Raw genomic sequence first — 24,387 nt, 5'->3', positions numbered from 1 at the left:
TCTCGCCCCGACCACTTCATGTGGTCGAGAATTCAAGAAGGTGTTTCCCGACACCTTCTGGCTGAAAGCCGGTATCGCGCAAGCGCTGCCGGCTTTTTTGCATTCGCGCGGATTGTTTTTACAGGAAGTGCAATGCAAGAGGCGCGCTGCAAGAAGTGCATTGCAGGAAGCGCATTGGCAAGAAGCGCATTGCAAGAAGCGCCGCGTATCGCACAACCACCTGTTGTCTGCCATGTTGTCCACGGCCCGGCCATTTATTACCGGGCGATGAAAACCCAGGCATGTCTCGTGCTGATAATGGTGCGTGCAGATCCAGTTTGGTGCATCTTTTTTATATTGCCTGACGCAATTACTAAATAAGCTACCGATCTGGATAATGATTTTTCAGTTTGGTTAAACCAGACCAAGAAAAACGTCTTTTCATATTTGATTACATGAAGCGACCGTCTCATGTTGCGGTTTGTGTAATGAATGTAATTTTTCTAGGGATTTCCCGGGTTTATTACGGGTTGTCCTGATTTATTTCCGCAGCAATAAAAATATTTAGCAAAAAGTTTGCTGCGCGACCCCTCTACGATGCCCAGGCTCGCCAACCGGATAGTTAACCGGGTACCGAGCCAAATTTATTTTTAGCAATACGTCCGCCCCTATACGGCAAGGGTATTTCGATTTCATGTCGAAGTGCTCGCTTCGGGGCGTCGATTTCTAGTGTCTGCGACACGACGAAAACAGTGAGGTCCCCCGTGGTAAAGAGAATCGCAGTGTGTGGCCTTGGATATGTCGGCCTGCCCGTGGCAGTGGCATTTTCCAGGCGCTTTGATGTCATCGGCTTTGACGTGGACAAGCGGAGAATCGCACGGCTGAAAGAGGGTGATGACTGGACTGGCGAGATCGAACGCGACGTATTGCTTGCCTCCCCCATGCAGTTCACCGACCAGTTGTCCGAACTGGACGGCTGCGACTTTTTCGTGGTGGCTGTCCCGACGCCCGTCGACGAGAAAAACAATCCCGACTTTTCCCTGCTGGTTCGGGCGTGCCAGGCCATCGGCCCCGTGCTGCGCCCCGGCTGCATCGTGGTCTTCGAGTCGACCGTCCACCCCGGCGCCACCGAGGAAATCTGCGGCCCGGAACTTGAGAAGGCATCCGGCCTGCGCGCCGGCGTCGACTTCAAGCTGGGCTACAGCCCCGAGCGCATCAACCCGGGCGACCGGGAGCATCCGCTGGAGAAGATCGTCAAGATCGTGTCCGGCCAGGACGAGCAATCGCTGGAAGTGATTGCCGGCGTGTACGAGCAGATCATCGACGCGGGCGTGCATCGCGCCTCCTCGATCAAGGTGGCCGAAGCGGCCAAGGTGCTCGAGAACACGCAGCGCGACATCAACATCGCGCTCATGAACGAGATGTCCAAGATCTGCGATCTGGTCGGCATCCGCACCTCGGAGGTCCTGGCGGCCGCCGGCACCAAGTGGAACTTTCTGAAGTTCACGCCCGGACTGGTGGGCGGCCACTGCATTGGCGTCGACCCGTACTACCTCACGTCCAAGGCCCAGGAACTGGGCTATCACCCCGAAGTCATCCTGTCCGGCCGCCGCATCAACGACGGCATGGCCGCGCACGTCGCCTCGCGACTGGTGCAGCAGCTTGCACGCAACGGCCGCCTGAATGCGACCACCCGCGTCGGCATCCTGGGCATGACCTTCAAGGAAAACGTGCCCGACATCCGCAACTCGAAGATCGTCGATCTGTACCACGCGCTGGGCCAGTACGGCATCACGCCGGTCGCGTGCGATCCGATGGTCGATCCGGAGCAGATGGAGCACGAGTACGGGATCAAGCTCGTCGACCGCGGCGACTTCCGCGACATGGACGTCCTGATCCTGGCGGTGCCGCACCGCGAAACCATGGAAACCATCTGGGAAGACCTGCCGCAGCTCGTCAAGAACGGCGGCATGGTCTGCGACTTGAAGTCGGTGCTGGATGCCAAGCGCCTCCCGGCCGACCTTTTGTACTGGACTCTCTAGTTCAGGCTCGTAATCCATCAATACAGGAGAGACCCTGAATGACCGCATTTACCATCGCTCCCATCGGAACCTGCCGCATCCACACGCCCTTGCGTGATGCCGTGGGCCGCTACCCGATCAAACTTCAGCTCGGCCGCAACTACGGATTCGTGCACACGGCCGCCGAAGCCCTCCAGCAGGCGCGCTTCATGTTCAGCCAGAGCGACATCCCGGCTGACGTGCAGCGCCTGATCTTCCGTCCGTCCAATGGCGAGCAGGCTCGCCGCGGCACGCACAAGCCGGCTGACCTGTACATGGTCGAGCTGTCCTCGCGCAAGCTGCTGACGATCGACGGCCATCCCATCCAATCGAATTACCTGGTTCGCTACTTCAGCGAGTTCTTTGCCGACCGCACCCGCACCCGCGCGTTCTGGTCGATGGCCGTGGCCGACCGCCTGGCCGAGCGCCGCGCGCAGCTGGATCAGGATCCGGTCTTCAAGAGCTTGAACGCTGAAGACCGCGACCTGCTCGCCCGCGTCGTCAAGCGCGACCAGACGGACGAGGAGATCGAGCAGGAGATGCGCCAACTCGTCGAGCTGCTGGGCCGCGACAAGGTCGTGTTCGTCACCCACGTCAACGCCCACACGCCGGACAACGTGCCGATCGAACAGCGTCAGCAGCTGATCGCCGCCATCGCCGCGGCCGCGCAACGCATCGGCGTGCCGTGCTATGACCCGACCCCGCTGATGAACAAGCTGGGCCAGGCCGATGCCATGGAAGACGGCGGGCTGGACCTGACCCACTACACGCCTGCCTTCGCCGAGCGCCTGTACACCGACTGGTACAAGAACTTCATCCGTCCGCGCATGAGCTCCTCGACCCCGCAGGTCTCGGTGCCCAAGCTGGGCGCCGAAGAAAGCGTCGAACGCATCGAGAAGCTGTGGGACTCGGGCGAGCTGCGCGAAGCCTCGCGCCGCGTGCGCGATGTGCTGCGCCGCTACCCCAGCCTGCCGGATCACGTCGTGCTCTTCGCACGCATCCAGGAAGAACTGGGCGACTACGAGGGGTCGTTGGCCCTTCTGGGCAGCGCCGATGCGCTGTCTTCGGGCAGCAAGGCCGAGCAGATCCTGATGCGCAACCAGTTCAAGCTGGGCCGCTACGACGTGGCGTACTCGCTGGCCGCAGGCCTGCTGGGTGACGAGATCGAAACGCCGGAAATCGTCCGCATCGCGGCGGTGTCCGCCGGCCACCTGGGCTATGTGGACGAAAGCCTGGGCAACTGGAAGCAGCTGTTCCGCATCTCCGAACCGACCGACACGATGGCGGTGGAAGCGGCCGACACGGTGCTGTCCCTGCTGCAGACGGGTGGCGACATGGAAGCGGCGATCCGCTGGGTGCACGAAGTGCGCGCGGCGATCCCGAACTACGGCCGCGGCTTTGCCGTGCTGTGGCGCGACCGCCTGCTGGCAGGCGACCGCGACGCGCTGCGCGACCTGGCCGGCGAACAGCCCAAGCTGGAAGAGGGCGACGCGCTGGAGCTGGTCAAGGAAGCCTCGTGGCGCGGTTGCATCATGGCCGCGGCAACGCTGGCAGCTTCTTGCGGCCTGGCCAAGAGCGAGAACGAAGACATCAGCGCATGGCTGCAATCGCAGTCCGCGACGTGGGCCGAGGAAGGCAACCGCGCGCTGGAGGAAGGACGCCTGCGCGACGCCGCCGAACGCATCTGCGCGCACCGCTTGCTCAACCCCGACGCGCTCGCCGGCGCCCGTGCACAACGCGCCTTCGAACGCGCCATGCGCCTGGGCGTGCGTGCCGCGCTGGTGGCGGGCAACCACAAGGAAGTGATCGACCTCACCAACCTGGCCATCGACACCAACGTGGACTTCCCCGAACTGCACGCCATGCGTGGCCGCGCGGCTGATGCGCTGGGCGACAAGAAGACGGCGATGCGCCACCTGGAAGTGGCCGCGGCCGGCGATGCCGCTCCGTTCAGCGCCAAGCTGCACTTTGCCCGCGTCGCCTTCAATGGCGGCTGGTTCGGTGAAGCGATCGACGCGTACAAGGATGTGCTGGGTCATTCGGGCGCCGATCAAAGCGCCAAGGACGAAGCCGAACGCCAACTCGGCCGGCTCGGCCCGCGCGCCATCCGTGGCGCTCGCGAGATCCTGTCGAACGGCGATCATCAGGGCGCCTGGAAGCTGCTGGACCGCGTCGCGCAGTCGTGGCCCGGCATGCCGGAAGTGGACCACGAAAAGCGCCGCATCCTGGCTTATCTGTACGCCGAAGCGCGCGCCCTGGAACCGTCCAGCACGACCGAGCGCCTGGCGCTGGGCGAACGCATCGTGTCGCTGGTGCCGGATGATCCCATCGGCCTGCGCCTGGCCGCGGTCGGCGCCATGCGTCTGCACCGCTTCGAACAGGCCCTGCCGTACTGGAAGCAGTTGCAGGAACGTTCCGAGAACCCGGCGCAGTACGACCACTACATCGAGCGCTGCCTTGTCTGGATCGAGAAGATCAACCGGAGAAAGGCAGCATGAATCCCCCTCTGATAACCGAGCGAGTGGACGCCAAGTCCGATCTTCAGCAAGTTCAAGCGCAGTTGGAGGAAATCGTTGCGGCATCGGGGCGGGTTCAAGTCGCTCAGGACAACCTGGCGCGGGCCAAGCAGCTTGCCCGCGATCACATGGAAGACTCGAAGGTCCGCTTTCTCCTGCTCCGCCTGCAGGAGTCGGCGGGCCTGAACGAGGGCATGGCCGAGCAGTGGGCCACGCTGCTCGAGGAGTGCCCGGATGACCTGCAGATCGTGCGCTACTGCGCGACGCGGCTGGTGAAGGAACGGCACCTGGACGAAGCCATGGCGCTGGTCGACCGTCACCTGCCGGCCGAGACGACGAATCCGGACCGCCTGTTTGCGCGGGCGAAGCTGCTGAGCGACATCCGCGCGCACGAGCAGTCGGACGCGCTGTTCCGGCGTCTGATCTCGCAGCACACGGATCGCAACATGCGCGTGGAGTTCGCCAAGCGCCTGCGCAAGCGCGGCCTCCTGGCCGACGCGTGGGACGCGATCGCGCCCGTGGCCAAGCACCTGACGCCCGGCAGCAAGGCGGCCGAACTGGCCGAGGGGCTGGCCAGCGACTACGCGTTCTATCAGCGCTTCGAATCCGAAGAGTCGCTGGCGGGCAAGGACGTGCGCATCGTGTCGATGAAGCACGCGATCCTGCACTTTCGCAACCGCAAGATTGCGGAAAGCACGCCGGACAAGCCCGTGTCGGTGGCGCTGGTCACCGGCAGCCTGGGACCGGGCGGCGCCGAGCGCCAGCTGACCCGTCTGGCGGGTGAGCTGACCCGCCTGGCCGCGTCCCCGGAACTGCAGCCGCCCGACATCCTGATGCGGCCCAAGAAGGTCGAGGTGCTGGTCAAGCAGCACACCGAGCCGTCCGGGTCGCCCAAGAAACAGGACGACTTCTTCCTGCCGGTGCTCATCAAGGCGCAGATTCCGGTCACGGAGATCAACCGCCTGCCGGCCATCTCGGTGGCGCACCAGTCCGTGCCCGAAGGCAACCTGGGCCGCCTGCTGGAACAGCTGCCTCCGCCGGTTCACTACGGCGTGACGCGCCTGGCGCCGGTGCTGCGCGCCAACCGTTTCGACGTGGTCAGCCTGTGGCAGGACGGCACGTGCCTCTTTGGCGCCCTGGCGGCGCTGTTGGCCGGCACGCCGACGATCCACCTGGTGTTCCGCGGCCTGCCGCCGAACATCCGCAAGGACCGGTTCCGCGAAGAGTATCCCGAGCTGTTTCAGGCGCTGGCCCTCGTGCCGGGCGTGGTGTTCGTGAGCAACAGCCGCAAGGCCGCGGAAGCGTACGCCGAGTGGCTGGACCTGCCGCTGGAACGCTTCCACATCCTGTACAACGGCGTGCCGGATCTGGCGACCGATGCCTCGGACGCCGACAAGGCCAAGTGGGAAGCCTTCCACGAGCGCACCAAGGACGCCACCGAGACGATCGGCGGCGTGTTCCGCCTGGAGCCGGACAAGCGTCCGCAGCTCTTCATCAAGTTGGCGGCGCTTTACCTGAAGGAACGGCCCCAGGCGCGCTTTTTCCTCGTGGGCGACGGACGTCTGCGCGAGAACATCGAGGCGCTGGCGCTGGAGCACGACGTGCTGGAGCGCCTGTTGCTGGTGGGGCTGTCGAATCACGTGGGCTTCTGGTATTCGAAGATGGACGCCAGCGTGCTGCTGTCGCGCTACGAAGGCCTGCCGAACGTGCTGATCGAGGCTCAGTTGCTGGGCGTGCCGGTGATTTCCACGCCGGCCGGCGGCGCGGAAGAGTGCTTTGTCGAGGACGAGACGGGCCACCTGCTCAGCTGCGTGGATCATCCCGACATGCACGAGGCCTGCGAGAAGGTCCTGAACATGGTGGACCAGGTGCGCAGCAATGCGGACATGCGGGCAAATAGCCGCCAGCGGGCGCAGAAGCTGTTCTCGCTGGACGCGATGCTCACGAAGTTCATGAGCATCTGCATGCCCGCCATGACCGAGTCCGAGAACGACGAGCGCATTGACGTTGCGCCCAAGCGCCTGATGCAGGCGTGACGGTAGTTGCTCTTTTTAAAAGTGCTGAAGTTGAAGGAACCTATGCTAATGAACGTCCCGGCCCTGGGCGCGCGGCGCCATGCGACGCTTGCCATGCTGCTGCTTGCAGCGCTGACACTCACGGGTTGCCAGCTCCCACGGTCCGGCCCGATGCTTAGCGAAATGACAGGGGCTCACGATGACAAGGACGTCATCGTGATGCCCGTGTCGCGCGAACTCGCGCGAAAGAGCCGGGTGCCCGATGTGGCGGACTTTCCGGTGCGCTACCGCGATCTGACGCAGGCGGGTTTCGACAAGCTGGTGCCGGGTGACGGCATCAACGTGAAAGTGTGGGAACGCGGCGGTCTCGGCGTGTTCGCCGCGGACCCGTCCGGCGTCAGTGATCTGGGTAACCAGGACATCGACAGTGCCGGCAACGTTACGTTTCCCATCATCGGAAAGTTCCGCGCCGAGGGCCTGACGCTCGGCCAGTTGCATGACGCCATCGTGGCGCGCCTGAGCAAGCTCGTGGTCGGCGCAGACGTCAGCGTCACGCGCGCGGCCGACGCGCGCGGGCAGATGGTGACGGTGCAGGGCAACCTGACCAAGCCCGGCATGTATCCCATCACGCAGACCGCCCAGCGCCTGAGCAGCGCGCTGGCGCAGGCCGCGCCCGTGCAGACCAACCCCGAACAGCTCATCATCAGCCTGCGCCGCGACAGCCAGGTGGCCTCGGTGCGGCTGGCCGACATCTACCGCAACCAGAACAACGACATCCTGCTGCGTTCGGGCGATGTGATCACCGCCTACGACGCCAAGGAATTCCTGACCGTGCTCGGCGCGGCCGGCCAGCAGGGCCGCGTGGAAATCAGCAAGCGCAATTACAGCGTGCTGGACGCGCTAGCGGACTCGCGCGGCCTGGACGACAAGCTGGCCGATCCGCGTTCGGTGTTCCTGTTCACGCCCGCGCAAGCGGGGGCCGAAGGCAAGCCGGACTTGCTGCCCGTCGTGTATCAGTTCGACCTCACGCGGCCGGAGCAGGTGGCGCTGGCCCGCGAGTTCACGGTGCATGAAGGACAGGCCATCTACATCTCGGACGCGCCGTTCACGCAGGTGCAGAAGGTGCTGTCGGCCTTCCGCGTCACGATGAGCGCCGGCTTCAGCGCCACGCGAGCCATCGACAGCGATTCGGGCGGCGGTTCGACCGGCGTTGCCCAATAACGCGTCCATGAGCAACGAGGATCGGATAAAGGGCTGGCGCTCGCGCCGGAAGGACAACAGCTACACGGTGGGGTCTGGCGTCGCCAACTGGCGGCTGGATCCGGCCGCGCTGTTCGAAGCCAAGGCTCCGCCGGGCGTGCTGTTCAAGCCGCTGCTGGCCCGCCTGCAGGGCGAGCCGCACGACTCCGTCGCGGCGCGACGGGCGGTGTACGAGGCCGTGCAGGCGGAGCTGGACGCCGAGATCGTGCGCAGCCAGGTCGACGAGACCCTGGCGGACTTCTCCCGGCGGCGCCTGCGCATCATCGTGCGCCTGCTGGAGCAGGACATCCGCGCGGGTGTCGAGGTGTTTGCGCCGGGCTACATGCCGGCCAAGCTGGTGGCCGAGGATGAGCGGCTGGCCGTCGCGCATGCCCGCCGCGTGGAACGTCGCAAGCAGGACGAGGCGCGTGAAGCGCGCCGCCATGCGTCACGCAATGACATCGCGCTGGAGATCGAGGTTGCGCAGAGCGAAGCGGGTGATCTCGCGATCCTGCGCAACCGGCTGCGCTCCCTGCATAAGGGGCATTCGGAGGACACCGCCGGCCATCGGCCGATCGGCCGCACGCTGATGGCGATGTTCATCTACCAGTTGCGCGTGATGCACGGCGAAAGCCGCATCGCGCTGGTGTGGGCGCTGGTCGGCCCTGTCGTGCTGCTGACCCTGATTTCGTCGCTGTACATCCTGATGGGCACGCACTACATCCTGGGGATGGACGTGCAGACGTTCTCGCTGTTGGGCGCGACGACCTGGATCATGTTCCGTCAGATCGCGTTCCGCAGCAGTACGGCGTATGTCTCGGCACGCGGCCTGCTGAATTTCCAGGGCGTCACGCCGCTGATGTGCGCGCTGGTGCAGGCCATGATCTACGTATCGGTGTATGTGGTGGTGTTTGGGGTGCTGATCACCGCGGGCCACGCGATCGGGCTCATCACGCTGCCCAAGAGCTGGGCCGGCTTCATTCTTTTTGTGGTCCTGATGGGCGTGGCGGGCGCGGCGATGGGGGTGTTGTTCGGGTCGATTGCGACCTACTGGCACTTCTTCCTGCGGCTGGCGCCGATCATCGAGCGCTTCCTGCAGATCTTCGCTGCGGTGTTCTTCGTGTCGGAGCAGTTTCCCGAGCAATTGCGGCCGTGGATGCTGTGGTCGCCACTGGCGCACGGCATGCAGTTGCTGCGCTCGGCGTACTTCCATGCGTACGAGTCGCACGATGCCAGCCTGGGTTACTTCCTGACCTCGCTGGTGTTCATGATGGTGATCGCGCTGGTGGCAGAGCGCCTGGCCCGTCCCAACGTTCAGCCAATGTGAGGGTGAAAGATGATCCATCTCAATGGCGTAACCGACGAACCCTATTCCTTCGGCAGCAGGCAGCCGCTGCTGGCCAACGCCACGCTCGACATCCCGGCGGGGCGCTATGCGCTGCTGTCGCCCGCGCCGGAGATGCACCGCCAGCTCGTGGACGTGCTGTGCTGTCTGCGTCCGCCGCGGCAGGGCTTCGTCAAGCACGACGGCAATGTGTCGTGGGCGATCGGCCGGCAGGGTTTCATCCGCGGCAAGGCCAGCGGGCTGTCCATGATCGATTTCGTCAGCGAAATGTACGAGATCGATCCCGACGCCACGTATGAACTGGTCGCGGACCTGATCAGCGATCCGAAGATGCTGGCCAAGCCCATGGAGCATTGGCCGCTTTATGTGCGGCAGGAGTTTTCGTTCGCGCTGGCGCTGGCGCCCGCGTTCGATGTCTACGTGATCGAAGGGAGCATCCCCTTCGAGCCCTGCCGTTTCACCCGGCTCTGGCTGGCGCTTTTCGAAGAGCGCCTGGTCGGCCGGACACTCATTTTTTCCAGTTATCGCCAGAATCAGTTGGCGGATTATTGCTTCAAAGGCTTGATCTATGAACGAAGCGCGCTCAGCATCGACGACGACCTCGACCAGTGCCTCCGCAGGTATCCCCCGCGACGATCACGGAGCGACTCCGGCACAGGCGACGACGTCCTCGGAGGCGGCTTCGACGAAGGCCAACTCGGGTTCTGACGGCGGATCCGAGATCGAACGCCGCCGCCGCGAACGGCAGTCGGCGCTGCGCGAGCGCCGCCGCCATCGCTGGATCAACGCGGTGATCGTGCTGGTGCCGGTGGTGCTGGCGGTGATCTACCTGTTGATCGTCGCCACGCCGCGCTATGAGGCGGAGTCGCGGTTCTTCGTGCAGTCGGCCTCCGGCCAGCAGGGCGGCGGCGGCGCGGCGGCCAGTCTGCTCACGACGGGCAACTCGGGCGGCATGCTCGGCGGATTCGTCGATGGCTGGGCAGTTGCAGACTTTCTGAAGTCGCGCGACAGCATGCAGCAGCTGGACAAGAAGGTCGGCCTGCGCCGCTATTTGATGAACGATGGGCTGGACCCGTTCAACCGCCTGGCCGAGGATTCCAGCGAAGACGATTTGTACCGCGCCTATCAGGCGTCGGTGCACGTGTCGTTCAACGCGCTGGAGCAGATCGACGTGCTGCGCGTCAGCGCGTTCTCGTCGGAAGACGCGGCCACGCTGTCCCGGGAGCTGATCGGCCTGGCCGAGCAGTTCGTCAGTTCGATGAACGAGAAGGGCGTGGCGGACAAGCTGAAGGTGAGCGAAGAGTCGGTCAAGTTTGCCGAGGAAAAGGCGCTGGCGGCGCGCGATGCGCTGACCACGTGGCGCACCAAGCACGGCAACATCGACCCCAGCGCGACGGTGTCGATGCTGCTGAACCTGTCCAGCCAGCTTGAAGGAGAGCTGAGCACCGCGCAGATCAATCTGGACAAGATCCGCGCGCTGGATAACAAGGACCATTTCATGCTCAAGCCCGCGCAGATGCAGGTGGCGGCCCTGAAAAAGCGGCTTGCATCCGTGCGCCAGCGCCTGAGCGGCGACGGCAATACGGAAGCCAAGCAACTGAAGGAATACGAGGCGCTGCGCAATGCCCAGGTGTTTGCGGATTCCAACCTGACGCTGGCGCAGCAGTCGTACCAGCAGGCGATGACGGACGCGCTGCGCCTGCAGCGGTATCTGTCGATCATCGCGCAGCCGGTGCCGACGGATCGGCCCAGCAGCCCGCGCACCGGCATCCTGCTGTTGCAGGCGCTGGCACTGGGATTTGTGCTCATGTTCATCGCACGCGTCGCGATGGCTTTGTTGAGGGGGCTGCGTCATGGTTGATACGGTCATTGAAAGCCGCCGGCCGGACGCCGGCACCGAACCGCAGGACGCCACGGCGCGCCTGCGCGAGGTCATCGGACAGATCCGCGCGTCGGCAGACCCGGCGAGCGGCATGGCCGCGCTGGAACCGGCGCTGCGCCCGGCCAAGGACGGCTGGCGCGAGGTCCGGCGGCTGCTGGTCTCGCCCGACGTGAAAGCGGGCAAGCTGGCCTCTGCCATCGCGGCGCTGGAAACGCTTGTCGCGGTGTATCCCACGCGGGTTGACGACAGGCGCCTGCTCGCCAGTCTGCTCGGCCGCCTGGAGCAGTGGGACAGGGCGATCGCCGAAGCCGATGCCGCCGCCGGCATCGAGCCCGGCAATGCGTCGCTGCATGCCGCGCGCATCCAGATGCGTGTGCAGGCGGGACGCGTGCCCGAGGCGGCGGAAGTCGCCCGCACGACCCTCCCGCTGGCGCAGAGCGCGCCCGAAGACGCTTATGCGTGGATGATGGCCTTCGTGCGCAATGGGGACGTCGCCGAAGCCTCTGGCATCGCGGCGTCGCTGGATCCGGACAAGCTGCCCAATGAACGCGTGGCGACGATGGCGGTACGCGCATTGCTGGCCGACGGCCGCACTGCGGCTGCAATCCGTCTGGGCGACGGCGCGCTGCGCGCGGGCCAGGATTGCGCGGCGCTGCGATCGTCGCTGGGGCTGGCGCATCTGCGGCGCGGCACCGAAGACGATCGCAAGACCCATGCGCTGACGCACTTCGAGGCCGGCCTGCAGGCCGCGCCCGACGACGTGCGGCTGCTGACGCTGCACGGCGAAACCCTGCTGCGCGCCGGACGCTACAAGGATTCCGTGGCGCCGTTGGCGCGCGCCATCGAACTGGCGCCGGATCTCGAGCAGACGCGAGGCCTGTATGCCCGCGCGCTGCGCTACACCTTGCAGTACGACGCGGCGGCCGAACAGATGATGTTCCTTCTGAAGAAGTCGCCGGACAACTTGCTGTGGCAGCGGTCCGCCATTGGCGCGCTGTCGCAGGCCGGGCGCAAGGACGAGGCCGAGGCGCTGTTCGAGCAATACGTCGCCAAGCGTGGCGCGCGGCTGCCGGAGACCTTCCAGGAAGCGTTGGCGCGCATGGAAGAACAGCTCGACACCGCGCCGATTCCGCAGGCGCGGCTGGACTGGGCCTGGTCGATGCGCGGCGACACCAGCATCGATCGCGCCACGTGGGAACGCCGCGCGCGCTGGGGCCACATGATCGACCATCTCCTGTTCGACTGGCTCGAATGCCGCGAGGAGCGCGTCGAAGAGGCGATGGCCATGCTGGGTGAGCTGGATACCGGCGAGCGCTTCTTCGCGCCGCTGCTTGCCGCCGGCCGCGGCGTCGTGGTCGCCACTGCGCACGTCGGGCCGATGTATGCGGGCCTGATGGCGCTGGAACTGGTCGGCATTCCGTCGCGCTGGCTGGCGTCGGCGCCCAGCATCGCCCGCAGCAGTTACGCCGAGGCGCTGATCTCGACGGCCGACCAGACCGAGGCGCAGGTCGCCAAGGCCTGCATGCGCGCGATCAACTCGGGCTTTGTGCTGTGCCTGGCCATCGACGGCGCGGCGAATCCCGCCGCGCCGCGCACGACTTTCGAAGGCCAGGACGTCACGTATTCCGGATTCGCGGCGCATCTGGCGCACCGGATGGGTGTGCCGTCGGTGTTCTACGCGCCGCGCTGGGAAAACGGGCAGGTGGCCTACACGCTGGAAATGCTGCCGGCCGCCAATCCCGGCGAGGACGCGGACGCATACGCGCAGCGCTGGCAGAAGGCGTACTTTGAACGGCTGCGCGAGCATCTTGCCGGCCCGCCGGAGAACCTGCGGTTGAGCGGCGGCATCTGGCGCCATGTGACGGCGGCGGATCCGTCCGCGTGAAATTTGAGGGAGCGGTTGCGATGCGACTACGAAACACAGTGATGGTGTGGCTGCTGACGCTGACCGGCTTGTATGGCGGGGCAGCGGCAGCAAGCGGGCAATGCGCGGCGCCCGATGAACACTGCCCGTTCGTAGCCAGCTTGCTGGCGCAGCGCGAAGGATATGGCGCCAAAGCCACGGGCGGTCTGGGCGGCAAATTCATCGAGGTAACTTCGGACCAGGACGCCGGACCCGGTACGCTGCGCGCCGCGCTGGCACAGGCCCGCAAGGGACCGGCATGGATACGCTTCGCGTCCGACATGACGATCGTCCTGAAAACCCAGTTGCGTGTTCCGTCCAACACGACCATTGACGGCCGCGGCAAGCGTGTCGCCCTGATCGACGACGGCCTGGGCGTGTACGGCGCGAAGAACGTCATCCTGACGCATCTGACTATCGACGGGCGGCTCACGCGGCTTACGCAGGCCGTGAATGTGGCCAACGACAGCCGCGACGTGTGGGTCGACCACATGGACCTGTCGCGGATGTCGGACCGCCTGCTGAACGTGAAGAACGGCTCGACCGACGTGACGATCTCGTGGACGAAGTTCCACAACTCGAACAAGGTCATGCTGCTGAACAACATCACGTCCAAGAATCTGTTCCAGAACTACGAGCGCGATTCGATTGCGCGCGTGACGCTGCATCACAACTATTTCTTCAACACCGTGCAGCGCAATCCGCGCGCACAGTTCGGCACCTTCCACCTGTTCAACAACCTGCTCGAAAACTGGGACTTCTACGGTATGAGTTTCAGCCTGGAGGCCAAGGCGCTGGTCGAAGGCAACATCTTCAACAACGACGCGCAGCGCAAGTGCGTGGAGCCCGAGTTCTACCCCACGGTGGAAGGCATCAACGTCAACTACTGCCGCTACATCCCGATTGCGCCGGCACGCAGCGCACTGGACAACGGCGACTCCGATCGCGGCGCCTATGAAAAGCGCAAGGCGGATCACGGCTACACCCGCGATTTCAAGGCCTTTCTGCGGTTGAAGGACAACCTGTATCTGGGCGATGCCAAGCCGGTGCTCAAGGACTATCGCCCCGAGTCGGCGCCGACGCCGCCTTACTGCTACGGCTACGAGAAAGCGACGCCCGAACTGGCCGAGAAGATTCGCAAATTTGCCGGTAATACGTCGGGCGATACGCCCCTGCCGGCAACGCGCACCGGCGCGGGCTGCCCGGGCTGAGAGTATGCCCGTCTCCGCGCTGATTTCGGAGTTTTCTGATTGTGCGCGTTTCTACAAGAAATCAGGATTTCTTGCGTGATTTCATCAGGTGAGGAACCATGTCCGACATCGTCGTATTCGTTCGTAACAAAGCACGCTTTGGCGACCAGATCGTGGCGTTTCCTGCGCTATATCAGGTCAAGAAACTGTGGCCGGACAAGCGTGTCCGCGTTGTCTCGCGGTTTGACGTGGAGGCCTTCTATACGCAGCTGCCATGGGTGGATCAGTTCGTCCGCGCAGAAGCATTCGGCGATCAGGTCAAGGCGCTGCCCCCACGCGCCAGCGCGTCGTTGACGCTGCATCATTCCAGCGAGCGCTTTGCGCTCATCAACCTGCTGCGCCGGCCCAAGTTGCGGCTGGGCTTCAGCAACCGCCGGCTCGGCGACTGCGTCTGGACGCACACCCATGCCAAGGACATCCGCGAATACATCGGCCTGGCAAACCTGCGGTTGCTGGCCACGCTGCAGGAACACGATCCCGAAGCGATTGCGCGCCAGTGCTTCGTCGAAATCGGCCGACCCTGTGCGGGCAAGGTGCAGCCGGCCGACATCGTCCTGATTCCGGGCGGCGGCGCCGGGCAGTTCAAGCGGTGGTCGCTGGATCATTATGTTGCGCTGGCCGACCTGCTGCAGGCGCGGCTGGGCGGGACCGCCAATTTCACGTTTGTCCTGGGTCCGGCCGAAGCGGCCGAGCGCCAGCGCCTGAAAGACATGAATCGGCCGGACTTCCGCCTGGAGTGCTCCCGCTCCGTGGCCGAGCTGGTCGCACTGATGCAGGACGCCCGACTGATCGTCTCCAACGACTGCGGCCCTTCGCATATCGCGCAGGGGCTTTGCGTGCCCTACGTGGGCGTGTTCAACGAATCGAATCCCGAATGGTTCTGGGCGCGCGATTACACCCGCGACGTCGTGCCTGAAGCAGGATCGAAAGCGATCAATTCGATTCATCCGGGGCGCGTGTTCGAGGCTTGCATGGCGGTGCTGGCCCGATAGCAGTCTCACGCGGCCCGCCAATGAAAAACAGCCACCCGATCCGGGTGGCTGTTGTCTTTCGGCGTTCAGGGTGAGCGGGTCACCCCGGATGACTTGTCATCACACCCCGATCGGACCGCCGTCGGCACGGCGGATCACCACCGTCGACGAACGCGGGCGGACGACGCCCGTGGTGGCGGTGGTCGCATCTTCAGTGTCGTAGGCCGGCCAGTTCACCGGGTGCTGGATGTTCAGGAAGATACTGGTGTAGTCCGGCGTGAAGGCAAAGCCCGTGACTTCGGCTTCGTTCGGGCCGACGAAGAAGCGGCGCAGGTCGGCCTGGTTGGTCGCGTTGATGGCGGGACCCGTGCCGGTGCTGTCGGCCAACGCGCCGGGGATCACGGCCAGCATCTGGTCATTGGTCGCCTTGGCCACGTTGTTGTTGCGGCCGCCGTCGATGCCGTTGTCGGTCTGAATCCACAGGATGCCGCGCGGGTCGATGCCGATGCCGTCCGGACTGGCCAGCTGGTTCAGCGTGGTCAGACCGGAGCGGTTGGTGTCGGCGTCGGCGCCGGCGTCGGAGCCAAACACGAAGATGTCCCACTTGAACTTGGTCGAGCCCGGCTCGTCGTGCCAGCGCACGATGTGACCGTTGACGTTGTTCAGGCGCGGATTGGCCGGGTTGGTGCCGCGGCTGGCGTTGCGGCTGGAGTTGTTCGTCAGCGTCAGGTAGATGTCGCCGTTGGTCGGGTGCGTGGCCGTCCATTCCGGGCGGTCCATCGGCGTGGCGCCGACGAAGTCCGCGGCGCCGCGGGTGTTGATGATGATGTTTTCGAGGCTGCCGAACTCATCGGCCAGCGTGCGGCCGCCGGCGCCCACGGTCGTGCCGGTGAGCGCGATCCATTGGCCCGTGCCATCGGCGTCAAAGCGCGCGACGTACAGCGTGCCCTTGTCCAGGTACTTCGCGCCCACCGCGAGACGGTCGGTGCGCTCGGCGTCCTTCGGATCCCACACGGCTTCCGACACGAAGCGATAGATGTATTCAAAGCGCGAATCGTCGCCGCTGTAGAAGGCGAGCGGCTTGCCGGCTTCGGGCAGGCCGTAGGCGCAGCCTTCGTGCGCGAAGCGGCCCAGCGCGGTGCGCTTGGTGGCAATGCTGTTCTCGTTGTAGGGATCGATTTCGACCAGGTAGCCGAAGCCGTTGACCTCGTTGCGGTAGTCCTGCGTGAAGTCGGCGCCGGTCTCGGTGATGTTGAAGCGCGCGAACTCGCCCTGGACTTCCAGCGGGTCGTTGGCGCCCGTTTCCCATTCGTAGCGGCCCTTGTCGTTCGGCACGCCGACGCGCTGCTGGTGCGCGGGGCGCGTGCCGGTGTTCACGAAGCAGGCGGCCCAGTTTTCTTCGGCCGTGATGTACGTGCCCCACGGGGTGTAGCCATTGCCGCAGTTGTTGTTGGTGCCGCGCACCATCGTGCCGTTGGGCGAGTACGGGGTCTTGACCCAGTCCGTGCCGCCGACGGGGCCGGCCAGTTTCATCGGCGTGGCCGACGTGAAGCGGCGGTTGTAGCGCGAGTTGTGAACGATGGTCCAGCGGCCGTTCTCAAGGCGCACGTGCAGGATTGCGACGCCGTGCGCGTTGATTTCCTTGCGGATTTCCTCGATGGGGCGCTTGCCGGCGACGGTCGTCGCGCCGTTCGGGTGCAGCGCCTTCTGGTCGATGTATTCGTGGTTGACCGCCAGCAGGCCCTCGGTGGAGCTGCCGTTGATCGGGAAGAAGTGCATGCCGTCGTGGTGCATGCCGGTGGAGTTCAGCAAGTCAGTCGAGCTGTTGTTGCCGTTGCGGTCCCACGGATTCGCGTTGTCGTTGAACGGCGTGCCCCACGGTGCGAACACATGGGCGATGTAGCCGGCAGGCACGACACAGGCGTCGGTCATGGAGGTGGGCAGCGACTCGAAGCCCAGCTTGACCGGGGCCGGCGCCGGGGGCGTCTCCGTGCCGGGCTGTTCCGGCGCGGGGTTCTGGCCACCGTTGCCGGCATCGTCGTCATCGTCGTCGCTGCCATTACAGCCGGCAAGACCGAGGCTGGTCATCGTCGCGAACGCAGCGGCGATACCGCCACGCATCACCATGCGGCGGGACATGTTCTTTTCGAGAATCTCGCTGAACGGGGTGCTCTTGCTGGGATTGCGGACGGTCTTGTCGGAGATGGACTTGCTCATTTGAACTCCTGGCTTTGGGTCTGATGCCCGATGGGGACGAGCAATACTAGAAGTCCGAAATGAAAGGTTAATGACAGATGGCTGAAACTTGTGGCGCCTGCGCCATCTCGTCAAAAACAAAAGGCTGACGCCGCGTGCGCGGGCGTCAGCCTGGGGAGGCAAGGGGTGCGCGCGTTTACCGGTTTTCGTCGTCCATCGTCAGCGCGCCTTCCTTCATGATGCCTTGCGCGATTTCTTCGGCGGACTTGCCCGCAAAGCCGTGCTCGCCTGCCGTGATGCGCAGGCTATCGCCGTCCAGCGGGCTCATCAGCGTGGCCGAGGACAGCAGAATGCCGTTTGCGCGAAACTGCACGCGCTGGCCCACGCGCTCGCGCGTGAAGTTTGCCAGTGTCTTGACGCTGTCAGGCTTGAGCTTGATGTCGACGACGCGCGCGTTCGTGTGCGGATCGGCGCCGGGCGTGACCTGCTCGACCTGCAGCGTGACGGACTCGGCGTGGGCGGCGAAGGGCAGGGCGGCGGCGAGCGCCGCGGCCAGTGCGCTGGCCAGAACAGGATGTCGCATTGATGGCATGGGGACGCTCCTTCTGATGGACGACGCTCCATCCTATACGGATCGCGGCAGACGGGGATGACCGTCTGATATATTCCTGACGAAATTTTGCCGGCGTGCGCCACGCTGGCGCCGGTGAGGAGTGACCATGATTGCACGCGCCACCTGTCTGTTGTCCATCGCCCTGCTGGCCGGTACTGCGCAGGCCGGCTCCGCGCCCGCATCGCTGTCGTGCATATCAGAGAGCGGCAAGGTGGCGTTGAAGGGCGACATTCCTTCGCCGTCTTCCGAAGAACTGGCGCTGACGCTGACCTATGCGACGGCCACGCTGTCGTTCACGTCGGATGAGGCGCCCGGTTATGTCGTCGCCAATTTTCCGCAGTCGGTGTTCACGCTGGTCGCGCCGACGGATGGACAGGCGCTGACGCTGTATGCGCTGCCGTCCACCGTGGCTGTGAAAAAGACGGCTGATGGCGACATGGCCGGCACGTTCCAGGCCCGGCTGCTGGGTCCGCGTCCCGGCGGCAAGGCGGCCAGCGGTTATCCGGCGCCGCTGCAAGCCACGTTGAACTGCGACTACCGGTATTCGCTGTAAACCGCGCGCCGGCGTCATCAACCCTTCCTCGTTTTGCGTGAAGCTGCCGGATTTGACGGTCGGGATGCCGCGCGCCCACAATCGGCCGAACGACCACCCGCAGGCGGATCTTCGCTTTCCGCCGCCACCACCCCGGAGAAACATCCCATGGCAGACGCTGACCCCGAAACCCAGACACCAACCCAGGCGGAAACCCAGGCGCTGTTCGACCAAGGTCTGGAACTGCGCCGTGAAGTGCTCGGCGCCGACTATGTGGATGGCTCGATCGCGCGCGCCAACGATTTCATGATGGCGTTCCAGCACATCACGACCGAATGGTGCTGGGGCTACACCTGGGGCCGCCACGGGCTCGAGAAGAAGACGCGCAGCATGCTCAACCTGGCCATGCTGACGGCCCTGAACCGGCCCGCCGAGATCAAGCTGCACGTCAAGGGTGCGCTGAACAACGGTGTGACGGTCGAGGAAATCAAGGAGATCCTGCTGCAGGCCACGGTCTATTGCGGCATTCCCGCGGGCCTGGACGCTTTCAAGGTGGCCAACCAGGTGCTGGAAGAGGAAGGCGCGTTCAAGGCGCAGCAGGGATGACTCGCCCCGGCACTGGGTCGGCGCGCCCTTGAAGCCGGGGGAAAACTGAAAGCGGCGGGAAGAGCGGCGGATTTCGTGCGGTTCTTTCCTGCTTGCCCGCATCGGGAGCGGGCTATGATGACTTGTAATCCGATGTGTTACAACTACAAAAATTTTGAAATAAACGGCACATGTTTCGCTGCGGGCTTGCGCGCACGGCGAGACTGCGTCTGACATCACGCGTTTGCGCCTTGGGCGCTGACGCATTTTCCGGCATAGTTTGTGACGGCAAGGCCCGGCCGGGTTCCGTCGCATAGCAGTATGGCTACACAAACGCAGTTTCCCGCTCCCATGCGCGTGATCGCTGCCTTCGACTTCGACGGCACGCTCACTCAGCGCGACACATTCATTCCCTTCCTGGCCCATCTGTCGAGGGTCGGCTTGCTGGCGGCGCTCGTGCGGACCGCGCCGGCGCTGACGGCGTTCGCGCTGCGTCTGCGCAGCAACGAAGACGCCAAGCAGTCGCTCTGCCGCGCCGCGCTGCGCGGGCGCTCGCGCACCGAGCTGGCCCGAATCGCCCGCGCGTGGGTGCACACCATTCCGCTGCGGCCCGCGCTCATCGAGCGGCTGCGCTGGCACCAGCAGCGCGGCGACCGCTGCGTGCTGGTCAGCGCCTCGCCCGACATCTACCTCGACGACGTGGCCCGCTACCTCGGGTTCGACGACCTCATCTGCACGCGCATGGCGGTCGATGCGCAGGGCCGTCTGACCGGCGACTTTGACGGACCCAACTGCTGGGGCCCTGAAAAGTTGCGGCGCCTGACCGAGCGCTACGGCGGTCCGGACCAATATGAACTGCACGCCTACGGCGACAGCCGCGGCGACCAGTGGCTCATCGACGCGGCCCAACATGCCTGGTACCGCGGGCAGGCGGTCAAGCCATGAGGGCGCTGATTTCCCTGCTGCGTCCGCAGCAATGGCTGAAAAACGGCTTCGTGCTGATCGGCCTGATCTTCAGCCACGGATGGACGAACCCCGCGCTGGTGTTTGCCGTGGGCGTGGGCTTTGTCGCGTTCTGCCTCGCGTCCAGCGCGGTCTATGTCCTGAACGACTATCACGACCGCGCCGCCGATGCGGCGCATCCCAAGAAGCGGCTGCGCGCCATTGCCAGCGGACGGGTCGGCCTGCCCGCCGCCCGCGCGCTGATCGTCGTGCTGTTTGGCTCGGCGCTCGGCCTGCCGCTCGTGTGCGGGCTCTGGCCCGTGGCGCTGGCCGTGGCCAGCTATCTGACCCTGAACATTGCCTACACCCTGAGCCTGAAGCACAAGGTGCTGGTCGATGTGTTCTGTATTGCTGCGGGCTTCATGATCCGCCTGGCTTGCGGCACCTTTGCGGTGGGCATCATCCCGTCGCGCTGGATGCTGCTGTGCAGTTTCATGCTGACCCTGTTCCTGGGTTTTGCCAAACGGCGTGCCGAGATCGCGTCGGCGCCTTGCGATGCCCCGGCATCGCAAGGCAGCACACGCACCGTGCTGCGCCACTATTCGCCGCAGCTGCTGGACATCCTGGTGGGCATCACCGCCAGCACGACGCTGCTGGCGTATGGCCTCTATACGGTGGACGACATCACCGCCGCGTTGCACGGCACGCAGCACCTGATCGTCACGCTGCCCATCGTCACCTTCGGCGTCTTCCGGTATATCTACTTGCTGTACAAGGGCGGATCGGGCGAAGAGCCGGGCCGCGATCTGCTCGCCGACAACCAGATCCGCCTTGCGGTGCTGGCCTGGGTGGCGGTGGTGGTTTTGCTGGTAAGGACGTAGACATGGCATATCTTTGGCTGATCCTCAGCGGGGCCTGCAGCGTGGTGGCCAGCGTGGCGCTCAAGGCGGCGGGGTCCGCCGCAGCGCACGGACCCACTCCGTCCCTGCTGACGCAGGCGCTGCCCTATGCGGGCGCCATCGGCGCGTACGGCCTGGGCTTTGGTTTCTACGCGCTGGCGCTGCGCCAGCTCGATCTGACGCTGGCGTATCCGCTGATGGTGGCCTGCGCGATTGCGGGCGTGTTCGTCTACGGCCTGCTGTCCGGCACGGAGACCATCACGGCCATGCGGATGGCGGGCGCGGCGTTCATCGCCGTCGGCGTCTTCCTGGTCTCGAAGTAGGCGCAGCCATGCAACGCCTGTTTCAAAGCGCGTGGTATCGCGGGTTCCTGCTGTGCTGCGCCTACGTCGTCGTGGCGGCCGCCGTGATGAACGGGTTCTACACCAAGTGGCGGCTCAACGACGGCCATGCGGCGCTCGGGCTGTCGCAGATGGTCGAGGGCACGGCCCACCGTCCGTATGTGTATCGGCAGTTCGTGCCCGCGCTGGCCAACGGCATCCAGGCGTTGCTGCCGCCGGCCACCGTGGCGCGCCTGTCCGAGCGTCTGGCCGAACCTCGGCGCGTGAACAGCCGTTCGGGTCTGGCGATGCGCTATCCGGCGTCCGAGGCCCTGCTGCCGGCAGTCACCTTGCGCTACCACCTCGTCTACTACCTGACGTTTGCCGCGCTGTTGGCTTCGCTGTTCGTCATGCGCCGCGTGGCGCAGCAGGCGGGGGCGGGTGCGGTGGCCGCGACGGCAGCGCCTGCGGTCCTGGCGATGATGGTGCCGTTCTTTTTGACCGAGGGCGGCTACTTCTACGATTTCGTCGAACTGCTGTTCATCATGAGCGCCGTGCTGCTGGCGCTGGGCGCCTCGCGCCAGACGCCGGTCCGGCTTTGCGCGCTGGTGGCGCTGGCAGGGCTGGCGACGTGGAACAAGGAAGCCTTCTTCTTTTTCACGCCCGCCCTGTACCCGCTCTTGCGGCGCAACCTGCCGCGCCTGTCGGCGGCGGGCGTCGTGACGGTGCTGCTGCTGGTGAGCGGTTGCGTCTATCTGGCGCTGCGCATGCGTTACGCGGGCAATCCTGGCTCCACCGTGGATTTCCAGCTGTGGGACAACCTGCGCTACTACGTTGACCCCCGCAACTGGCTGCTTACCGAGAACACCTATGGCGTTCTGCTGCCGCGCAGCTTCAGTCTCTTCAGCATCCTGGCCTTCGCGGGCATCGCCATCAATGGCTGGCCGCGGCTGCCAGATGCCCTGCGCGGGCACGCGAAGCTGGCGCTGGCCATCAACGTGCCGCTGTTCCTGCTGTTTTGTTCGCCCGGCGAAATGCGCAATCTGAGCATGCTGTATCCGGCGCTGCTGTGCCTCGTGGCGCTGGCGCTGGCAAAGTGGCTGGGGCCGCAGACCGCGTCCCAACCGGCCGTCTCCCTGGAAGTCCGATGATCCGTTTTTTCAATAGCGTGGGCTACCGCCGATTCCTGTTGGTGATGCTCTATGTCATGGTCGCCGCGGCGGCCTTCAATGGTTTCTATACCAAGTGGCGCCTGAACGACGGGCACGGCCCGCATTCGCTGGCGTCCATGGTCGACGGCACCGCGTACCGGCCTTACGTGTACCGCCAGTTCGCGCCGGCCATCGCCAATGGCATTCAAGACCTGATGCCGGCCGCGACCGTCGAGCGCCTGTCCGAGCGGCTGACCGACCCGCGCCGCGTGAACAGCCGGTCAGGACTGGCCATGCGTTTTCCCGCGTCGGAAGCGATGCAGGCGCCTGTGACGCTGCGCTATCACATCGTCTATTACCTGACCTTCCTGGCGCTGCTCGGCTCGCTGTTCGCCATGCGGTCGGTGTGCCTGCGGGCGGGCGCCAGCGACGCCGCCGCCACCGCGGCGCCGCTCGTCATTGCGTTGCTGCTGCCGTTCTTTCTGACCGAAGGCGGCTTCTTCTACGACTTCTTCGAAGTGCTGTTCATGGCATGCGCGATTCTGCTTGCCTGGCGCATCCCGGTCGAACGCCCCGTGCGCGCGGCCGGGCGGCTGGGCCTGCTTGCCGTCGTTGCCGCAATGGCCACCTGGAACAAGGAGGCGTTCTTCTTCTATGTCGTCACGCTGTATCCCATTCTTCGGCTCAGCCTGCCGCGCCTCAAGGCTGCAACCGTCGTGGCGGGGCTGGTGTTCGTCTGCGGCTGCGTGTATCTGGCGCTGCGCGTGCGCTACGCCGGCAATCCGGGCGGTGCGGTGAGTTTTCAGCCGGGCGCGAATTTCTTCTACTTCTTGGACCCCGGCAACTGGTTCCGCACCGAAAGCACCTACGGCGTCGCGCTGCCCAAAGGGCTGAGCGCCGTGATGGTGTTGATGATCGCGGGCGTGGCCGTCACCGGCTGGCGCCTGCTGCCCGCGCCGTTCCGGTTGCACGTGCTGATGGCGCTGGCGGTCAATGTGCCGCTCTTTCTGCTGTTCGCCGCCGAGGGCGAGGCGCGCAACTTGAGCATGCTGTATCCGTCGCTGCTGGTGCTGATGGCAATGGCCTTGACGGCCTGGACGAACACCGCCGCGCCGACCGCGGCGGGCGTTGATCGCGCGCAAGCGTAATCGGCGGTGCGCGGGTTTACCCCATACCCGCTCATCGGCAAAATTTGTATGATGACCCGATAACTTCTATTCAAGAGACATCGTCGTCATGCCTGCTTCGCCGCGTCTGCTGTTCGTTGCCCGTCCCTGCCGCCCGGGGACATTCCATGACTGAAGAAGCCCGCATCCGCGAAGAAATCTGCACCATCGGCGCAAGCCTCTATGCGCGTGGCTATACCGTCGGCGCGGCCGGAAACATCAGCGCCCGGCTGGACGACGGATGGCTCATCACACCCACCGACGCCTGCCTGGGCCGGCTGGATCCCGCCGAGTTGGCCAAGGTCGATCTGGACGGCAACTGGGTCGCCGGCGGCAAGCCGTCCAAGACCTTGCTGCTGCATCAGGGCATCTACCGCGCCAGCCCGGATTCCCGCGGCATCGTGCATACGCACTCCACCCATCTGGTCGCGCTGACGCTCGCGGGCGTGTGGCGTCCGGACGAGGTATTGCCGCCGATCACGCCCTACCAGGTCATGAAGGTGGGTCGCATACCGTTGATCGGCTATCGCCGTCCGGGCGACCCGCAGGCGGCAGCCGAAGTCGCCGCCGTGGCGGGGCAGGTGCGCGGCGCCTTGTTCGAGCGGCTGGGCCCGGTGGTCTGGGAAAAGTCGGTGTCCCACGCGTCGTTTGCGCTCGAGGAACTGGAAGAAACCGCCCGCCTGTGGCTGATGACTCAGCCGCGTCCTGAGCCGCTGACGGACGAGGCCATCGAGACCCTGCGCGCCACGTTCGGCGCCCGCTACTGATCCGCTTTTTCGTACAAAGCCTGCCGGCCGCGACAGTGCGGATCAAGGCGGCGCAT

General features: G+C 65.1%; 21 protein-coding genes. 19 read left to right on the top strand and 2 right to left on the bottom strand.

All coding sequences use genetic code 11. The annotated features are described in order from the left end of the window. Positions 1-18: 18 nt before the first annotated feature. The 11 genes from B3098_RS18850 to B3098_RS18800 all read left to right on the top strand — a co-directional run bounded on the left by B3098_RS18850 (position 19) and on the right by B3098_RS18800 (position 15,181). The gene (locus B3098_RS18850; protein ID WP_286898382.1) at positions 19-360 is read left to right on the top strand and encodes a hypothetical protein; all 342 of its coding nucleotides are present in this window, start codon (positions 19-21) and stop codon (positions 358-360) included. 401 nt (positions 361-761) lie between these two features. Next, a complete protein-coding gene (locus B3098_RS18845; RefSeq protein ID WP_286898379.1) occupies positions 762-2,021 on the top strand; it encodes a nucleotide sugar dehydrogenase in 1,260 nt (419 codons plus the stop codon). Between the two features lie 38 nt (positions 2,022-2,059). Then, the gene (locus B3098_RS18840; RefSeq protein WP_286898376.1) at positions 2,060-4,537 is read left to right on the top strand and encodes a hypothetical protein; all 2,478 of its coding nucleotides are present in this window, start codon (positions 2,060-2,062) and stop codon (positions 4,535-4,537) included. Continuing rightward, a complete protein-coding gene (locus B3098_RS18835) occupies positions 4,534-6,591 on the top strand; it encodes a glycosyltransferase (RefSeq protein WP_279973848.1) in 2,058 nt (685 codons plus the stop codon). Before B3098_RS18840 ends, B3098_RS18835 begins: the two co-directional genes overlap by 4 nt. A 42-nt stretch (positions 6,592-6,633) precedes the next feature. After that, positions 6,634-7,791 carry a polysaccharide biosynthesis/export family protein gene (locus tag B3098_RS18830; protein ID WP_175186603.1) on the top strand — a complete coding sequence of 386 codons (1,158 nt, stop codon included), beginning with the start codon at positions 6,634-6,636 and terminating at the stop codon, positions 7,789-7,791. A gap of 7 nt (positions 7,792-7,798) precedes the next feature. Then, positions 7,799-9,136 carry an ABC transporter permease gene (locus B3098_RS18825; protein WP_286898372.1) on the top strand — a complete coding sequence of 446 codons (1,338 nt, stop codon included), beginning with the start codon at positions 7,799-7,801 and terminating at the stop codon, positions 9,134-9,136. 9 nt (positions 9,137-9,145) lie between these two features. Continuing rightward, complete coding sequence (locus B3098_RS18820) at positions 9,146-9,862, top strand: hypothetical protein (protein ID WP_056559922.1); 717 nt, start codon at positions 9,146-9,148, stop codon at positions 9,860-9,862. A 121-nt stretch (positions 9,863-9,983) separates the two neighbouring features. After that, a complete protein-coding gene (locus B3098_RS18815; protein ID WP_175139529.1) occupies positions 9,984-11,015 on the top strand; it encodes a sugar ABC transporter in 1,032 nt (343 codons plus the stop codon). Further along, a complete protein-coding gene (locus B3098_RS18810) occupies positions 11,008-12,921 on the top strand; it encodes a tetratricopeptide repeat protein (protein ID WP_286898367.1) in 1,914 nt (637 codons plus the stop codon). Before B3098_RS18815 ends, B3098_RS18810 begins: the two co-directional genes overlap by 8 nt. 20 nt (positions 12,922-12,941) lie before the next feature. Next, complete coding sequence (locus B3098_RS18805; RefSeq protein ID WP_286898365.1) at positions 12,942-14,150, top strand: pectate lyase family protein; 1,209 nt, start codon at positions 12,942-12,944, stop codon at positions 14,148-14,150. Positions 14,151-14,248: 98 nt separating this feature from the next. Next, a complete protein-coding gene (locus B3098_RS18800) occupies positions 14,249-15,181 on the top strand; it encodes a glycosyltransferase family 9 protein (RefSeq protein WP_286898363.1) in 933 nt (310 codons plus the stop codon). Positions 15,182-15,280: 99 nt separating this feature from the next. Here B3098_RS18800 and B3098_RS18795 read toward each other — a convergent pair whose 3' ends face one another. Continuing rightward, the gene (locus B3098_RS18795; RefSeq protein WP_218342634.1) at positions 15,281-17,377 is read right to left on the bottom strand and encodes a PhoX family protein; all 2,097 of its coding nucleotides are present in this window, start codon (positions 17,375-17,377) and stop codon (positions 15,281-15,283) included. Positions 17,378-17,552: 175 nt separating this feature from the next. Beyond that, the gene (locus tag B3098_RS18790; RefSeq protein ID WP_279973861.1) at positions 17,553-17,948 is read right to left on the bottom strand and encodes a SecDF P1 head subdomain-containing protein; all 396 of its coding nucleotides are present in this window, start codon (positions 17,946-17,948) and stop codon (positions 17,553-17,555) included. A gap of 127 nt (positions 17,949-18,075) precedes the next feature. Here B3098_RS18790 and B3098_RS18785 point away from each other — a divergent pair, with 127 nt between their 5' ends. The 8 genes from B3098_RS18785 (at position 18,076) to B3098_RS18750 (ending at position 24,331) form a co-directional block, all read left to right on the top strand. Further along, the gene (locus tag B3098_RS18785) at positions 18,076-18,522 is read left to right on the top strand and encodes a hypothetical protein (protein WP_175139496.1); all 447 of its coding nucleotides are present in this window, start codon (positions 18,076-18,078) and stop codon (positions 18,520-18,522) included. A 147-nt stretch (positions 18,523-18,669) separates the two neighbouring features. Further along, entirely contained in the window at positions 18,670-19,107 is a 438-nt protein-coding gene (locus B3098_RS18780; protein WP_286898358.1) for a carboxymuconolactone decarboxylase family protein, read from the top strand. 300 nt (positions 19,108-19,407) lie between these two features. Continuing rightward, entirely contained in the window at positions 19,408-20,031 is a 624-nt protein-coding gene (locus tag B3098_RS18775; RefSeq protein WP_286898355.1) for an HAD-IB family hydrolase, read from the top strand. Further along, entirely contained in the window at positions 20,028-20,909 is an 882-nt protein-coding gene (locus B3098_RS18770; protein WP_286898353.1) for a decaprenyl-phosphate phosphoribosyltransferase, read from the top strand. The genes B3098_RS18775 and B3098_RS18770 overlap by 4 nt, the downstream gene beginning before the upstream one ends. Before the next feature lie 2 nt (positions 20,910-20,911). Then, positions 20,912-21,250 (top strand): DMT family transporter, encoded by a 339-nt coding sequence (locus B3098_RS18765; protein ID WP_175122112.1) that lies wholly within the window; start codon positions 20,912-20,914, stop codon positions 21,248-21,250. Between the two features lie 8 nt (positions 21,251-21,258). Further along, a complete protein-coding gene (locus tag B3098_RS18760) occupies positions 21,259-22,398 on the top strand; it encodes a hypothetical protein (protein WP_286898351.1) in 1,140 nt (379 codons plus the stop codon). Continuing rightward, positions 22,395-23,546 (top strand): hypothetical protein, encoded by a 1,152-nt coding sequence (locus tag B3098_RS18755; RefSeq protein WP_286898348.1) that lies wholly within the window; start codon positions 22,395-22,397, stop codon positions 23,544-23,546. The genes B3098_RS18760 and B3098_RS18755 overlap by 4 nt, the downstream gene beginning before the upstream one ends. A 146-nt stretch (positions 23,547-23,692) precedes the next feature. Next, positions 23,693-24,331, top strand: a complete 639-nt coding sequence (locus B3098_RS18750; RefSeq protein WP_218342639.1) for an aldolase — start codon at positions 23,693-23,695, stop codon at positions 24,329-24,331. Positions 24,332-24,387: the final 56 nt, after the last annotated feature.

The sequence above is a fragment of the Achromobacter sp. UBA2119 genome, from assembly GCF_002331005.1.
Lineage (GTDB): Bacteria > Pseudomonadota > Gammaproteobacteria > Burkholderiales > Burkholderiaceae_B > Achromobacter > Achromobacter animicus.
This window is presented reverse-complemented; position numbering and strand designations above follow the sequence as displayed.

Bases quoted from the DNA above. Each gene is read 5' to 3' on its own strand.
- B3098_RS18760 (WP_286898351.1), top strand. From the start codon at position 21,259: ATGCAACGCCTGTTTCAAAGCGCGTGGTATCGCGGGTTCCTGCTGTGC.
- B3098_RS18770 (WP_286898353.1), top strand. From the start codon at position 20,028: ATGAGGGCGCTGATTTCCCTGCTGCGTCCGCAGCAATGGCTGAAAAAC.
- B3098_RS18785 (WP_175139496.1), top strand. From the start codon at position 18,076: ATGATTGCACGCGCCACCTGTCTGTTGTCCATCGCCCTGCTGGCCGGT.
- B3098_RS18775 (WP_286898355.1), top strand. From the start codon at position 19,408: ATGGCTACACAAACGCAGTTTCCCGCTCCCATGCGCGTGATCGCTGCC.
- B3098_RS18825 (WP_286898372.1), top strand. From the start codon at position 7,799: ATGAGCAACGAGGATCGGATAAAGGGCTGGCGCTCGCGCCGGAAGGAC.
- B3098_RS18780 (WP_286898358.1), top strand. From the start codon at position 18,670: ATGGCAGACGCTGACCCCGAAACCCAGACACCAACCCAGGCGGAAACC.
- B3098_RS18805 (WP_286898365.1), top strand. From the start codon at position 12,942: ATGCGACTACGAAACACAGTGATGGTGTGGCTGCTGACGCTGACCGGC.
- B3098_RS18800 (WP_286898363.1), top strand. From the start codon at position 14,249: ATGTCCGACATCGTCGTATTCGTTCGTAACAAAGCACGCTTTGGCGAC.
- B3098_RS18840 (WP_286898376.1), top strand. From the start codon at position 2,060: ATGACCGCATTTACCATCGCTCCCATCGGAACCTGCCGCATCCACACG.
- B3098_RS18835 (WP_279973848.1), top strand. From the start codon at position 4,534: ATGAATCCCCCTCTGATAACCGAGCGAGTGGACGCCAAGTCCGATCTT.
- B3098_RS18820 (WP_056559922.1), top strand. From the start codon at position 9,146: ATGATCCATCTCAATGGCGTAACCGACGAACCCTATTCCTTCGGCAGC.
- B3098_RS18765 (WP_175122112.1), top strand. From the start codon at position 20,912: ATGGCATATCTTTGGCTGATCCTCAGCGGGGCCTGCAGCGTGGTGGCC.
- B3098_RS18795 (WP_218342634.1), bottom strand. From the start codon at position 17,377: ATGAGCAAGTCCATCTCCGACAAGACCGTCCGCAATCCCAGCAAGAGC.
- B3098_RS18790 (WP_279973861.1), bottom strand. From the start codon at position 17,948: ATGCCATCAATGCGACATCCTGTTCTGGCCAGCGCACTGGCCGCGGCG.
- B3098_RS18850 (WP_286898382.1), top strand. From the start codon at position 19: ATGTGGTCGAGAATTCAAGAAGGTGTTTCCCGACACCTTCTGGCTGAA.
- B3098_RS18830 (WP_175186603.1), top strand. From the start codon at position 6,634: ATGCTAATGAACGTCCCGGCCCTGGGCGCGCGGCGCCATGCGACGCTT.
- B3098_RS18755 (WP_286898348.1), top strand. From the start codon at position 22,395: ATGATCCGTTTTTTCAATAGCGTGGGCTACCGCCGATTCCTGTTGGTG.
- B3098_RS18750 (WP_218342639.1), top strand. From the start codon at position 23,693: ATGACTGAAGAAGCCCGCATCCGCGAAGAAATCTGCACCATCGGCGCA.
- B3098_RS18810 (WP_286898367.1), top strand. From the start codon at position 11,008: ATGGTTGATACGGTCATTGAAAGCCGCCGGCCGGACGCCGGCACCGAA.